Here is a 14,843-nt window from a genome sequence, read left to right as displayed (position 1 = left end):
TTCACTATCTAATTTTTTTATCTTACATTAAAAATATTACATCTGGATAGTTTTGCGCATACTTATGTGCAATAAACTATCAATCAACCATTCTTTTTTATTAGGGTCGTGTTAAGCAAGCATGTTTATTGAGTATTTTATGAATAAACATCGCTACCGAGTCACAGTTGAATGTGGTAGCCTTAGAAAGAATCGCGATAAAAGTAAAAAATGACAGTGCGATGAAATATCACTTGGCATTGCGCTTAGCAGCCTTTATAAATAAAGAATAACAACGTTTACAATGCAGCCATGAAACTACAACAACTCAGATATATAGTCGAAGTCCAAAATCATAAACTCAATGTCTCTGCGACAGCTGAAAGTTTATTTACATCTCAACCAGGGATCTCAAAACAAGTTCGTATGCTAGAAGACGAATTGGGTGTTCAGATCTTTGGCCGTAGTGGTAAGCATTTGACACATGTAACCAGTGCTGGCAATGAAATCATTAATATTTCACGAGAAATCTTGTCGAAAGTTGAAGGTATCAAAGCCGTCGCAAATGAACATACTTTGCCAGATCAAGGTAAATTGAACATTGCAACCACGCACACACAAGCCCGTTATGCGCTGCCAAATGTCATTCAGGGGTTCATGAAAAAATACCCCGCGGTGTCACTGCATATGCATCAAGGCACGCCGCAGCAAATTTCTGATGCGGCAGCACGTGGTGATGCTGACTTCGCTATCGCGACCGAAGCATTACACTTATATTCTGACCTTGTCATGCTGCCTTGTTATCACTGGAATCGCAGTATTGTGGTTGCAAAAACACACCCGCTGGCGAAAAAAGCAGATAACCTGACTGTTGCCGATGTCGCGAAGTATCCGTTAATTACCTATGTGTTTGGCTTCACAGGTCGCTCTGAACTTGATAAAGCCTTTAGTGCACATGGGCTCGAACCGCATATTGTGTTTACAGCCACGGATGCCGATGTTATTAAAACCTATGTGCGTCTTGGCCTTGGGGTTGGCGTGGTAGCGTCGATGGCAATTGATCAAGTGACAGACAACGATTTAGTGTGTATTGACGCAAGTCATTTATTTGAAGCGAGTACCACTAAGATTGGCTTTAGAAAAGGCAGCTTTTTGCGTAGTTACATGTACGACTTCATTGAGCGCTTTGCCCCTCATTTAACAAAAGAATTGGTTGAACGCGCCAGTTTACTGCGTAATCAAGAAGACGTAGATAAGCTGTTTGAAAATATTGAATTGCCAATCAAGTAGTGAAGTTATTAAATTAAAAGCCGCTTAAAAGCGGCTTTTTTGATAATGGGCATGTGTCATACCATATATGGTATTAATTAACACTCAATGATATTAACCGCTAAACCGCCGCGTGCGGTTTCTTTGTATTTAGTTTTCATATCATTACCTGTGTCGAGCATGGTTTTGATGACTTTATCGAGCGTTACTTTTTGTTCACCAGAACCGCGCATAGCTAAACGAGAGGCGTTAATCGCTTTAATCGCCCCCATAGCATTGCGTTCAATACACGGAACTTGTACAAGACCGCCTACGGGGTCACAAGTTAAACCTAGGTTGTGCTCCATGCCAATTTCAGCGGCATTTTCTACTTGTACTACGTTACCACCCATTATTTCGGTCAGGGCGCCGGCAGCCATAGAGCAAGCAACCCCGACTTCACCTTGACAGCCAACCTCTGCGCCAGAAATTGACGCATTCTTTTTATATAAAATACCAATTGCAGCCGCTGTTAATAAATAACGTGTCGCAATATCACGGTCTACTTCTTTGATGAAGGTGTTGTAATACATTAGAACCGCAGGAAGAATACCGGCAGCACCATTTGTTGGCGCAGTGACCACACGGCCACCCGCTGCGTTTTCTTCGTTTACTGCAAGCGCAAATAAATCAACCCAGTCCATAGCACGCAGCGGATCATTGTTTACTTCAATGTTTAGTTTAAGGTGTAAGCTGGGGGCACGACGTTTAACTTTTAAGCCTCCAGGGAGGATACCTTCGGTACGCATACCACGCTCTATACAGGCTTTCATTACTTGCCAGATATTAAAAAGGGTGTCTTTTATCTCATTTTCGCTGCGCAACGTTTTCTCATTATGCATCATTAATGTCGATACACTAAAACCTGATTCGCGACATAACTCTAGCAATTCTTTGGCTGTATTAAAGGGGTAGGGTGCTGGATTTTCTTCACGAACATCAAGGGCTTTTTGTTTTTCATTTTCAAACTCTTCATCTGTAACAATAAAGCCACCACCAATAGAGTAGTACACTTTACTAAAGAGCTTTTCGCCATTTTGACTTGCTATGATTTCCATCGCATTTGAATGCTTAGGCAAGGTTTTTCTACGATGAAAAACAATCGCACCTTGTTTAGGGAATTTCGCTTTGTGGCTCTGATTTAAGTAGATAACTTGTTCTTTTTCGATTTTAGCTAATATGTCATCAACTAAGTCAGCATCGATTGTTTCAGGGTCGTAACCTGCTAAGCCTAAAATAACGGCTTTGCCAGAACCGTGGCCGATACCTGTTTGGCCAAGCGAGCCAAATAGCTCAACTTTTACATCGGTTACCTGAGACAATAAGTTCTTTTCTTCTAGCTCATTTACAAATAAACGTGAAGCGCGCATTGGACCAACAGTGTGAGATGATGATGGGCCAATACCAATACTAAACATATCGAATGCACTGATCATAATTTGCTACTCATTTTTTATTAAATACGGCGTATTTTCTGCCTTTGAACGGTGTCACATAATAACGTGTATGCGAGCGTGTGTAACCCTAAAAGCATGAAAATTAAACTGGTAGGGCGAGTTGTTTTATAAAGTTATTAATAATACTGGCTGTTGCTCCCCATAGAAGACCATGCGGTGTCATTAAGCCTTTTAAAACGAATGTTTTACCGTTTCGTTGAAAGCTTAGCGGTTGCCAGTTTCTGTGATCGCTTAAATGTGAAATAGGCAGTAAAAAGCTCACTTCGACTTCGCTGGGATCTGCCTGCCAACCGGTTCCTGCAGCAAGGCTGCATACATAGGGGGCAATCGTAAACCCTGTTAATGTTGAGTACTGATGAAGTTGCCCATGCACTGTAACATTATGTGCAGCAATATTAAGCTCCTCATGAAGTTCCCGCAGTGCCGTGTGCATTAATGACTCATCCTGCATCTCGAACTTACCACCCGGTAAACAGATCTCCCCTGGATGGTGAAGTAAATGACGAGGACGCTTACACAATATTAAATGTGCGTCGTTTTCAACATCGATGAGCGGTAACATCACCGCACTGGCACGCTTATCCGCATTAATGTGAATTTGCTGTGCAGGCTCAGTGGCCATACTTAAGCTGAAGCGGGTGATTAATTGCTGGCTATTCAAGGTTATTACTTTAGTAAAGGCAATATTTTATTTACTTTATCGTATGTTTCTTGGTACTCCAAGTCGACCTGTGAATCTGCGACAATACCGCCTCCGGCCCAGCAGTATATCGTGCCCTGATGGCACACTAAGGTACGTATGGTGATACTCGTGTCCATATTACCGCAGGCACTTAAGTAACCAATTGAACCACAGTATACGCTTCGGCGATGTGGCTCGAGCTCTTCTATTATTTCCATGGCACGAATTTTAGGTGCGCCTGTGATAGAGCCCCCAGGAAATGCAGCGTGTATTTGATCTACAGCATCTTTACCGTGCGCTAATTCGGCTCGAACAGTGCTGACTAAGTGGTGCACCGCTGGGAAGCTTTCAATGGCAAATAAGGCGGGAACAGTAACCGAGCCCGGTTTTGCCACTTTGCCTAAGTCGTTACGTAATAAATCAACAATCATGACATTTTCGGCACGGTCTTTTTCTGACTGTTGTAGGCGCAGTGCTTGTGCCTCATCATCGGCGTGTTTGGCTAAACGTGGTAGTGTGCCTTTAATTGGCTTGGTTTCAATTTTTCCTTGGTTTATGGCAATAAAACGCTCTGGAGAAATCGATAAAATGGCGCCGTCTGGGTGGTTTATATAACTCGAAAAAGGTGCTTTGTTGGCGTCTCTTAAGGTGCGATATGCATGCCATGTTGAGCCTGAAAACTCAGCGCTAAAACGCTGTGCTAGATTAATTTGATAACAGTCGCCACTTTTTAAGTAGGCTTGAATTTGTTCAAACTTTTCAGTGTAGCTGGCTTTTGTCATGTTCGACTGCCAATCACTATTGAGAGTGAACGGTACAGAATCTGTGGGTGTTTGAGATAAAAAGTGTTGATATTGAGCTAAACGATTATGGTGTCGCTGAGCAACATAAAACCAGCTTTGCTGCTGTTTATCGAAAATCAGTGCATCAGGATATAAACCCAGTGCCATTTGTGGCATCGCAATATCATTGTCGGCATGCGATGGCATGGTTTCTATTACACGACCAAAATCGTATCCAAAGTAGCCCAGCCAGCCCCCCGTAAAAGGAAGCCCGTTTGGATTGGCTGTATTATCAAAATCATTAAGTGCTGATTTCATTAGCGTGAAGCAATCACGGGGTTGCGCTTCGCCATTTAAAAAGCATTGGTTGTTGCGAACTTCTAATGTGTTTAGTGGTTCAATGGCAATGATATCAAAACGACTGTTTACATGATTACTATTTGCTGAATCAAGTAACACGGCATAGGGCAAATGAGCAAAATGAGTAAAGAGTGAGATACAATCATCGGTTAAATCTAATTTTATGCACAAATTTTCATCGTTTATCATTTACATTGCCTTGAATAACTAGCCCGAAACGGGCGAGGAGGTTATCATAAGTTAAATTTGATTGGCAGCGTTATGATTTCCTTTATAGTGATGCCATGACTAACCCGTAGAGTAAATCTTCGTCACCGGTTTACTCAGGATCACGTACTAAGCGACGTGATAAAAACTTAAGGAACCCGTAATGAGTACAATTCGTCAGCAAGACTTCATTGATAGCATTGAAGATGCATTGCAATACATTTCTTTTTATCACCCTCTCGATTTCGTCCAAGCCTTAGAAAAAGCGTACAATAAAGAGCAAAGTAAAGCGGCAAAAGACGCTATTGCGCAAATCTTAATTAACTCGCGCATGTCTGCTGAAGGTAAACGTCCACTGTGTCAAGATACCGGTATTATTACCTGTTTCGTTAAAGTGGGTATGGATGTTAAGTGGGATAAAACAGACATGACTGTTCAGCAAATGGTTGATGAAGGTACACGTCGCGCTTACTTAAACCCAGATAACCCATTACGCGCATCAATCGTTGCAGACCCTGCTGGTACGCGTAAAAACACCAAAGATAATACACCTTCTGTGGTTCATATCGACTTAGTGCCAGGTGGCGAAGTTGAAGTGATGGTTGCAGCTAAAGGTGGCGGCTCAGAAAACAAAACAAAAATGGTCATGTTGAACCCATCGGATGATGTTGCGGCGTGGGTTGAAAAAACACTCCCAACAATGGGGGCTGGTTGGTGTCCGCCGGGTATGCTAGGTATAGGCATTGGTGGTACCGCTGAAAAAGCAGCCGTGCTTGCTAAAGAATCTTTAATGGATCCGGTTGATATTCACGAGCTAATTGAACGCGGCGCTGAGACAACAGAAGAAAAAATGCGTATTGATATTTTTGAGCGTGCGAATAAGTTGGGCATTGGTGCTCAAGGTCTAGGCGGTTTAACAACCGTTGTTGATGTAAAAATTAAAACGGCACCGACGCACGCGGCATCTAAGCCTGTTGTAATGATCCCGAACTGTGCGGCAACGCGTCACGTTCACTTTACCTTAGATGGCTCAGGTCCAGCAGAGCTTAAAGCTCCTAAACTTGAAGATTGGCCAGAAGTGACGTTCGAAGTTGGCGAGGGCACACGCCGTGTTGACTTAAACACGCTAACTAAAGAAGACACGCAAGAGTGGAAGATGGGTGAAACTGTGCTTCTCTCTGGCACTATTTTAACAGGCCGTGATGCGGCGCATAAACGCCTACAAGATATGATCCAATCAGGTGAAGGTTTACCTGAAGGTGTTGATTTCGATAATAAATTTATCTATTACGTCGGTCCTGTTGATGCGGTTCGTGATGAAGCTGTAGGCCCAGCAGGCCCAACAACGGCAACGCGTATGGATAAGTTCACTGACATGATGTTAGAAAACACGGGCATCATTGGTATGATTGGTAAAGCTGAGCGTGGTCCTGCAACGGTTGAATCAATTAAAAACAATAAGTCTGTGTACTTAATGGCGGTAGGCGGTGCTGCTTACTTAGTATCTAAAGCTATTAAGAAAGCGCGTGTAGTGGCGTTTGAAGATTTAGGTATGGAAGCAATCTACGAGTTTGAAGTTGAAGACATGCCTGTGACTGTTGCTGTTGACAGCGAAGGTGCCAATGCTCACACGCAAGGCCCAGCAATTTGGAAAGCTAAAATCGAAGAGCTTGATGGTAAATTAAAATAATCGTCATTAAATCGTTTATATGAAACGGCGCCCGAGCGCCGTTTTTTTTCAGCTCTGACCAGTCTCTTTCTCATCCACACTTTTGACTTAAAGTGTGTGTTTTCAGGCTTTTGCTACTGAATTACTTTGTCACTTTTTCTTTACGCTATACTTGACCTTTACGTTCACGTAAAAAAGATTTAGTAGATTTACTTTTGTTTTGAATTAATCATGCTTTATGTGGATTTATATAGGTATATATTTCCTGTTTTAACGTGCTTTTTGCGTTGTTATTTCAATCGCGTAACTTAGCTTAGTTTTATCATCTCATATAGTGGCATGGGAGCAAACGAAGTGATAAAGTCTCGGCAATTTCAGCGCTCACACCCCAAAAAGGGTAAGAAAATTTCGGAGTATTTAACTGTGGCTGTATTTAATAAAGTCGACTTTGATAACCACGAGCAAGTGGTGTTTTGTTCAGATAAAGAATCAGGCCTTAAGGCTATTATCGCGGTTCACAATACCAAGTTAGGTCCAGCTGTAGGTGGCTGTAGAATGTGGGACTATGCGACTGACGAAGACGCAGTAACCGATGCCCTTCGTTTATCGAAAGGTATGACATACAAAAATGCGGTTGCACGTTTACCATTCGGTGGTGGTAAGTCTGTTATTATCGGTAATGCAAAAGAAATTAAATCAGAGCAGCTTTTCCGTGCGTTTGGCCGTCAGCTAGAGCGTTTAAGTGGTAGTTATTATTCAGCAGAAGACGTAAACATCACGTGCGATGACGTTGCAATCATGAATAAAGAAACTAACTATGTGCTGGGTCTCGAAGGTAAAAGTGGTAATCCATCACCTTTCACTGCTTATGGTACATTTTTAGGTATTAAAGCCGCGTTACAGCATCAACGTGGTCATCAAGATTTATCGGGTATAAAGGTTGCTGTGCAAGGTTTAGGTGCCGTTGCATATGGTCTTTGTAAACACCTTCATGAAGCAGGCGCAACATTGTTTGTTACTGATATTAACGAACAAGCTGTATCACGTGTTGTTAATGACTTTAATGCGACAGCAGTGGGTATCGATGAAATTTATGACCTAGATGTTGATGTCTATGCACCTTGTGCGTTAGGTGCAACAGTAAACGACATGACAATTCCACGTTTAAAAGCAACGATTATTGCTGGTTGTGCTAACAATCAACTCGCAGAGTCTCGCCACGGTGAAATCATTCGTGAAAAAGGCATTCTTTACGCGCCAGACTATGTAATTAATGCTGGTGGTATCATTAATGTGTATTACGAAACAGCACCAGAAGGCTACAGTGCAGAGGCGTCAACGAAGCACGTTGAAGGTATTTTTGATACGCTAACAGAAATTTTTGCTCGCTCAGAGAAAGAGCAAAAATCAACGCATTTAATTGCTGATGAGCTTGCATTAGAAATCATCGAAAACGGCTTATAATTTAATTAATTTGCTGTTTAAAAAGGTGCGCATGGCGCGCCTTTTTTTGTGCCCAAATAGGCTTCAATACCCATTTGCAATATTATTCCAAATAAACCGCTTAATTAAGCTTACAGCTATAACATATTACGGCAAATACCTTTATTTGCGACAACATGCAAACAGCCCTAAAAAGCCAATAGACTATCGCGGATTTTAATCGCAATTACATGACTTAATGAATGTATCTGGCTACACTGTTTTTTTATTTCACAGGGCCACCCAATGCATTCTCTTCCAAATGACTGTCACGTAATTGATCTTGAGTCATGGCCTCGTAAGCAACATTTTGCTTTTTTCAAAGAATTTAGTCTCCCTTACTTTAATGTTTGTGTGTCGCTCGACATGGCTGCACTTTATGAGCAGTGTAAGTCAGCGCCGTATTCATTTTTTCATAGCTATATTTTTCTGACTTTAGAGGCTTGCCACGATTATGCGCCCATGCGCCAGCGTATTATAGATTCGTGTCCTATTCAGCTATCAACTGTACGTGCTAGTGTGGTTGAGTTAGCTGATGATGATACATTGCGTTTCAGTTACTTTGAAAAACATGATTCTATTCAACGCTTTTCTGAGCATGCATTGCAGGTAGCAAAAGAAAGCAAAGGGCAACCTTTCTTCTCAGAAGCGTTTGCAGCGACAGAAGGGCAACCCGATCTCATTCATATTTCTGTTTTACCTTGGCTAAATTTCACGGGGTTTTCACATGCCGTTAGTGAGGGGCACGGGTTAGGTATTCCTAAATTGGTGTTTGGTCAATACGATAAGCGAACCGGCAAGATCCCGCTATCCATTGATGTCCATCACGCTTTAATGGATGGTTTACATGTCGCTCGGTTTGTTCAAATCTTGCAAGAAAAAATTAATGATTACTGTAATTGATTGTTGCTAAATGTGATTAAAGTGAGTAAGAATTGCAACTAATGTAGTAGTAATGGAAGTGTTGGTTGACGATATGAGCACCACACAGCATCACTGAAAAGAACAATAATTAAAGGTTAAGCTTTATGGCGCGGGTAGTTAGTCTCATTTTACTGTGTGTATGTTTTAGCGCTTTTGCAGAATCAACTCGCCTTTCATTGAGTGACTATTTTACTGAGACATGGAATACACGCTCAGGTTTACCTCACAATAGCATTAACAGTGTTGCACAAACGAAAGATGGCTATATCTGGATAGCAACGTGGGAAGGGTTGGCGCGTTTTAATGGTCGAGAGTTTAAACTTTTTACACGAACCGAGATCCCAGGATTGCCTGATTCAGGTTTAAGAAGTCTGATAGCCATGGATAATGGCGATTTATACATTGTTGGAGCACGAGGTGGGATTGCCGTGCGCTCACAGGGTCAGTGGCGGTCGCTTCCAAGTTCATCGACCATGATTAATCATGCATTGATCTCAGAACAAGGCGAAATTTGGCTCGCTCTTGAGGGACAAGGTATTGTGTATCGTGCATCAGAAAAAGCAACAGAACACACATTGGTTGATAAACTGAGTGCATACAGACTAATAAAAGACAAACAGAATGTCATTTGGGCTGCAACCAGTGATGGCTTATACAAAATTGAAGGTAAAAAGGTCAGTAAAGTTGGTCAAGAGGCCGGTTTACCTGATGCCTCTGCTTTTACGCTGTTATTGACTCAGTCGGGTACCTTAATCGTCGGCACAGAAAAAGGGGCATGGCAAAAGCAACACGATAAATTTGTCTCTGTTGATGCAACGCTCAATCATGAATCCATATCGAGTTTGCTCGAAGATACCCAAGGAGACATTTGGTTCGGTACAATCAACAAAGGTGTTTTTAGATTGAGGCAATCAGGCCTTGAAAATCTCGATGCCGATGATGGCTTGCCGAATAACCGTATTCTGTCATTACTGCAGGACCGTGAAAAAAGCATTTGGGTTGGTACTAATGCAGGGCTATTCAGACTGCGTGAAGCCCCGTTTACGAATTGGAGCCAAAGCCGTGGTCTTGCTTCAGATTATGTTCGTACCGTATTGTCTCATTCTGATGGTAGTTTGTGGGTAGGCAGTAGCAATGGTTTAAACCGAATTATAAATGGGGAAATAACCACCTTAAACCAAGCATATGAACGTGATCCCCTGTCAGTGCTAAGTTTAACTGAAGACAAAAATGGGGATGTATGGCTGGGCACGTACACTGGTGGCCTCATGAAAGTGGTGAATAACAAAATTTACCCAGTTAAGAATCGCACTAATGGGCTTCTTAATAATGAGGTACGAGCGGTATTATTCGATAGCTCACATAATTTATGGATCGGTACTGCCAGCGGCCTTACAAAGCTCACAGACGACGGACAAATTCATTCTTACACTACTGAAGAAGGCTTAGCTGGCAATTTTATTATGGCACTTTCTGAAGATAATCAAGGCCAGCTATGGGTTGGTACGGGTGTTGGAGTGTCTATTTTTGATCCCGCATTAAACACATTTTCTAACATAGAATTTCCTGAAAAATTTAGCACTGAATATGCGTTTGGTTTCTATCTTGATGGCGAAAAAATGTGGCTCGCAACGGATCGAGGCCTCATACGTTACGATTTGAAGACCGATGTTATGCATTTGTTTGGACGTGAACAGGGCTTACCCGTTGATAAATTATTTCAGGTTATTGAGCAAGGTGACTCGTTGTGGTTAACCAGTAATCGAGGTGTTATTCAGCTCAATAAAACCCAGCTTACTGAATTTTTAGATAACCCTACGGATGCGGAGTCAGTTGTTGTTTCTATGCAGTTGTATGATGAAGGCGATGGCATGCTGAGCGCGCAAGCAAATGGCGGTTCTAACCCTGCAGCAGTGACACATTCTGATGGTCAACTCTGGGTTGCAACGGCAAAAGGGGTTGCGATTGTAAAGCCTGAGCGATTAAAAGAAGCGAGTAAACGCCGTTTGTCAACAGTCATAGAAAGCTTTGAAGTTGATGGTAAGCCCGTTGCATTGCCCGCTAAAAGTGATGTACTAAGTTTACCAGCGGGTATTTCAAGGGTGTCATTTAATTATGCAGGCTTAAGTTTTATTATGCCGCAGCGTCTAAATTATCAAACTCACTTAAGTGGCTACAACGAAGAATGGGTTGATAGAGGCCGCTTAGCTATTACTGAGTATACAAACTTACCTCCGGGAGAATATACATTTAAAGTCCGTGCGGGCTATCCAAATAGTGAATGGCAAAACAATGAACAAACGCTACGATTCAGAATTGCGCCATATTTTTGGCAAAAGACCAGCTTTAAATTAGTGCTTATTTTGGGCTTATTTTTAATAGCCTATGCAATATATAAATACCGTTTATATCATTATAAACGCATTGAAATAGAGCTGACGGAGAAGGTCGAGCAACAAATGCACGATTTAAAGAACCAAGCAGATGCATTCGCGCATCTCGCTAATCATGACCAATTAACTCAGCTACCTAATAGACGAGCATTCGATAGTTGGCTATTCGAGAACTTTAGTCAGTTCCAACATAATAAGCAAAGCTTAAGTGTTGCGATTATGGATATTGACCACTTTAAATTAATTAATGACAATTTTTCACATTTGATTGGTGATCAAGTGATTTGTGAAATTGCCCGTTTGTTACGTATCAACTTTCCAGATGAAGGTTATGCTGCGCGTTGGGGGGGCGAAGAGTTCACTTTACTATTTCCTCATAAAGGTGCTGATGAAGCCGCGCGTTTATGTGAAATTATTCGCTTAGAAATCGCGGATTATAATTTTTCTGAACTTGCGAAAGAACTGTCTGTCACTGTAAGTTTCGGTGTTGCAGATAATGCAAATGTTACCGACTATGATCGGCTACTTTCTCATGCCGATACCGCGCTCTACCACGCTAAAAATAATGGCAGGAACAAAGTGGTAATTTACAATAAAGAAACATCAATTTTGTAGATTGGTCACAAATGGCTTTTTTATTCATTTTAAGTTCATTATAATAGTAGACCCCACAAGGGAAACAATAATAATTAAATGGAGTTTTTATGTTTAAAAAACATACTATTGCACTCGCAATTTCTGCGAGTTTTTTATTATCTGGTTGTTTAGAAGTTGAAGACAACAATAACGATGAACTAGTCAGTGCAATTGAAGAACAAAATAAGGCCACTCAAGAAGCTGAAACAGCGACTTTAACAGGAACGGTTAAAAATTACGTCACTGACAGCTTAGCGACTAATGCACAAATTCAAATTAAAATTGGCAATACTTGGTCAGAGGCGATTTCGCTGAGTGATGGCATGTTTGAATTGAAAAATATTCCAAAACATTCTGATTACGTGTTACTTGTGACAAGTACTGATGGTTCGTTTCAACAGCGTGCATTTTATGGTAACTCAGGCTCTGGAGTCAGCCAGCTAGGCTCACTTTCAGTTACTACAACTGAGACCATTCAATTCACGGCATTGCTTGATGGTGAAAATACACCCATTAAAGACCTTCAGTTCACTTATACTACATCATTAGGCCTGACAGATAGCACGTGGCAATCTCGCAATGAGCATTTTTTCAGTGCGACCTATAACGAGCAAACTAATCTTTACTCAATTGAGAAACCTGTCGGTTTGGGAAATGCAATTGCTCTTCATATCGATATGGATGTTGATAACGATGCTATTAATGATTATGAGCTTGTACAAAATTATTACAATCAAAGTTCTGTCTCATTTAGCACATTGAATGATGATGCAACCATTTTGTTTAAAGATACAGATGCGACAAAAGAGTATCAATTACGTGTTAAAGTCATCGATGAAACTGGTCAAGTCTTTTCAAATATTGAATTAGTGGCATCAAGCAATGATTTTGAGTCTAATCCTTTGACCTTTGATGCGACAGAAAATGAGTATGTTTATGACTTTAAAGGCAGCTCATCACTTACTGTAAGAATGTCGGCTTTTACAGATGTAAATGGTCAGAATTATTTATCTGATTCATTTTCTGTTAGAGAAGAAAATGGTGAGTTGGTGGTCGGCAATATCTATAACCAAGGTAATTTCCAAGTCGAAGACGGTGTTGTGTCGGTGATTTTTAAGGCCAATAAAGGCACACAAACGACGCAAGTAGATTTGCTTAGCCAAACTGTTAATGCGTTGAATAATGGTTATTACTTGTTCTTCTCAAAACCAATAGAGCTTACACAAGATAGCTTTTCATTGGTGAGAAGCAATTCACTTACAGTGATCCGTGGTAATGAATCAACAACAGATTCAGTCCCTGCTGGCAGTACATTTTTTATTAGAAAGGATGTAGACATTACAACGACTTCATCATTGTCATTAAATGATACCTTTGTGGAAGTATTGCCTGAGCAAGCGCTTAGTGTTGGTCGTTATAAGTACCGTTTAAATTCAGTGATTGATAAAGAAACTGCTTTAACTGCTAATTATTCATTTGAAAATGAATTTACGGTTGCTGATAAAGCTGCGTTTTCAATCGAAGATGTTAAATTCGATAATAATAATGGTTTGAAAGCTGGCCAATTGATTCACGCTACTAACTCAGCGGGTGAGAGTGCAGCATCATCGAGTCGTGGTAATAACGTGAGATTGTACTTACCAACGTCTATTGCATCACTTGCCGAACTTGATATTACCTTAACGGGTTATACAAACAATGGCACTATGAATCCTGTTTACGAAGAGCTTACAATTGTCTCTGGTGAGTATATTTATAATGATAGTTTAAGAAACCTAGTTTCAATTGCATTAAATGAAACGGCCTATGGTGATTCGGGCAATGCAATTAAATATACTTCTTTACCAGATGGCTTAATGTATATGCATGGACTACCGTGGGATGTAACATACCTTGATGATAACGCGTCTGGTAACGTTAATACGATTACCTTCGACTATGAGTATCGAGTCAAAGGCAGTAAAGAAGTGGTAACTGGTTCGGCAACGGTTCCTGTCCTGTAACTTTTTACTGCAACTTAAATAAAAATGTGTGCAGACAATTGATCTTTTTTTGTTTGCACACATTAAAGTAACAAGATTATATTTTAGGCGATGATAATGCTTAACCTTGTTTTGTTACTTTTTTTGCTCATTTTTATTGTCGGTTACTGGCGCTGGGATGATATTCGAAATCATTTTTGGCATAAAAAGTACCTGACCTATTCCCTTACTTCAGAGCAGAAGTCATTGCTGTTGAAGTACATGCCTATTTATCAAAAAATGACGGACGCTGATCGTGAAAAATTAGAGCGTCATATTGTTTGGTTCTTAAATGAAAAGCGATTTATTGGGTGTGATGGCCTGCAGTTAAATGATGCAATGAAACTCATTGTTGCTGCAGATGCATGTGTTTTAGTGCTCAATAAGCCTTGGCCTTTATATCGTAATGTGAAAGACATTTTATTATATCCAAGTGCCTATTATGCACCACAAACATCACGCGATGGTGCAGGTCTTGTTAGTTATCATAATACCGTGAGACAAGGTGAGTCATGGCCTGGTGGCACCTTGGTCTTAAGCTGGCACGATGTGCTAGAAGGAAGCCGACTCCCTAGTGATGGCCACAATTTGGTATTCCATGAATTTGCTCATCAACTAGACCAAGAAACAGGAAAAACGACAGGCACGCCATTGCTTGCTAGTAATGCTGACTATCAACAATGGGCCAAAGTATTCAGTCGTGCTTTTAATCAGCTTAAAACACACATTGCTTACGGTATGCCCCATGTTATTCATAGTTATGGGGCGACCAATGAAGCCGAGTTTTTTGCCGTGATCACCGAAACTTTCCTTGAAAAGCCTGCTGCACTTAGGCAATTCGATCCTGAAATTTATCATTTATTGGTAGGCTATTATGAATTTGATCCCATTGCGTGGCATTAGTCGCCAATTTACGACTGTTTAACACGTAATGCTGGAATCT

General features: G+C 41.0%; 10 protein-coding genes. 7 read left to right on the top strand and 3 right to left on the bottom strand.

Going from position 1 to position 14,843, the window contains the following annotated elements; genetic code table 11:
- Positions 1-291 precede the first annotated feature (291 nt).
- Complete coding sequence (gene cysB, locus GZH31_RS10085; protein ID WP_036967477.1) at positions 292-1,269, top strand: HTH-type transcriptional regulator CysB; 978 nt, start codon at positions 292-294, stop codon at positions 1,267-1,269.
- A 77-nt stretch (positions 1,270-1,346) separates the two neighbouring features.
- Here the strand turns inward: cysB and GZH31_RS10080 are convergent, their stop codons facing one another.
- The 3 genes from GZH31_RS10080 to pabB form a co-directional block, all read right to left on the bottom strand.
- On the bottom strand, positions 1,347-2,723 hold the full coding sequence (locus GZH31_RS10080) for an L-serine ammonia-lyase (protein ID WP_036967478.1): 1,377 nt from the start codon (positions 2,721-2,723) through the stop codon (positions 1,347-1,349).
- A gap of 103 nt (positions 2,724-2,826) precedes the next feature.
- On the bottom strand, positions 2,827-3,405 hold the full coding sequence (locus GZH31_RS10075; RefSeq protein ID WP_074989271.1) for a CoA pyrophosphatase: 579 nt from the start codon (positions 3,403-3,405) through the stop codon (positions 2,827-2,829).
- A gap of 5 nt (positions 3,406-3,410) precedes the next feature.
- On the bottom strand, positions 3,411-4,757 hold the full coding sequence (gene pabB, locus GZH31_RS10070) for an aminodeoxychorismate synthase component I (protein WP_180310929.1): 1,347 nt from the start codon (positions 4,755-4,757) through the stop codon (positions 3,411-3,413).
- A 181-nt stretch (positions 4,758-4,938) separates the two neighbouring features.
- Between pabB and GZH31_RS10065 the strand changes: the two genes are divergently transcribed.
- From GZH31_RS10065 to GZH31_RS10040, 6 genes are all read left to right on the top strand, one after another.
- Entirely contained in the window at positions 4,939-6,465 is a 1,527-nt protein-coding gene (locus tag GZH31_RS10065; protein WP_036967485.1) for a fumarate hydratase, read from the top strand.
- A gap of 402 nt (positions 6,466-6,867) precedes the next feature.
- On the top strand, positions 6,868-7,908 hold the full coding sequence (locus GZH31_RS10060) for a Glu/Leu/Phe/Val dehydrogenase (protein ID WP_036969160.1): 1,041 nt from the start codon (positions 6,868-6,870) through the stop codon (positions 7,906-7,908).
- Positions 7,909-8,172: 264 nt separating this feature from the next.
- Entirely contained in the window at positions 8,173-8,829 is a 657-nt protein-coding gene (locus GZH31_RS10055; RefSeq protein ID WP_036967488.1) for a CatA-like O-acetyltransferase, read from the top strand.
- A 125-nt stretch (positions 8,830-8,954) separates the two neighbouring features.
- On the top strand, positions 8,955-11,858 hold the full coding sequence (locus GZH31_RS10050) for a two-component regulator propeller domain-containing protein (protein WP_180310928.1): 2,904 nt from the start codon (positions 8,955-8,957) through the stop codon (positions 11,856-11,858).
- A gap of 89 nt (positions 11,859-11,947) precedes the next feature.
- Entirely contained in the window at positions 11,948-13,882 is a 1,935-nt protein-coding gene (locus GZH31_RS10045) for a hypothetical protein (protein WP_180310927.1), read from the top strand.
- Between the two features lie 96 nt (positions 13,883-13,978).
- Complete coding sequence (locus tag GZH31_RS10040; RefSeq protein WP_075593148.1) at positions 13,979-14,803, top strand: M90 family metallopeptidase; 825 nt, start codon at positions 13,979-13,981, stop codon at positions 14,801-14,803.
- The last annotated feature ends 40 nt before the right edge of the window (positions 14,804-14,843 follow it).

It is taken from the genome of Pseudoalteromonas sp. JSTW (assembly GCF_013423925.1).
Taxonomy (GTDB): Bacteria; Pseudomonadota; Gammaproteobacteria; order Enterobacterales; family Alteromonadaceae; genus Pseudoalteromonas; species Pseudoalteromonas lipolytica.
The sequence above is the reverse complement of the archived record's forward strand: the minus strand, read 5'-3'. Positions and strand labels throughout refer to the sequence as shown.

Coding starts and splice junctions, on each gene's coding strand:
- cysB (WP_036967477.1), top strand. CDS start 292: ATGAAACTACAACAACTCAGATATATAGTCGAAGTCCAAAATCATAAA.
- GZH31_RS10080 (WP_036967478.1), bottom strand. CDS start 2,723: ATGATCAGTGCATTCGATATGTTTAGTATTGGTATTGGCCCATCATCA.
- pabB (WP_180310929.1), bottom strand. CDS start 4,757: ATGATAAACGATGAAAATTTGTGCATAAAATTAGATTTAACCGATGAT.
- GZH31_RS10065 (WP_036967485.1), top strand. CDS start 4,939: ATGAGTACAATTCGTCAGCAAGACTTCATTGATAGCATTGAAGATGCA.
- GZH31_RS10055 (WP_036967488.1), top strand. CDS start 8,173: ATGCATTCTCTTCCAAATGACTGTCACGTAATTGATCTTGAGTCATGG.
- GZH31_RS10050 (WP_180310928.1), top strand. CDS start 8,955: ATGGCGCGGGTAGTTAGTCTCATTTTACTGTGTGTATGTTTTAGCGCT.
- GZH31_RS10045 (WP_180310927.1), top strand. CDS start 11,948: ATGTTTAAAAAACATACTATTGCACTCGCAATTTCTGCGAGTTTTTTA.
- GZH31_RS10040 (WP_075593148.1), top strand. CDS start 13,979: ATGCTTAACCTTGTTTTGTTACTTTTTTTGCTCATTTTTATTGTCGGT.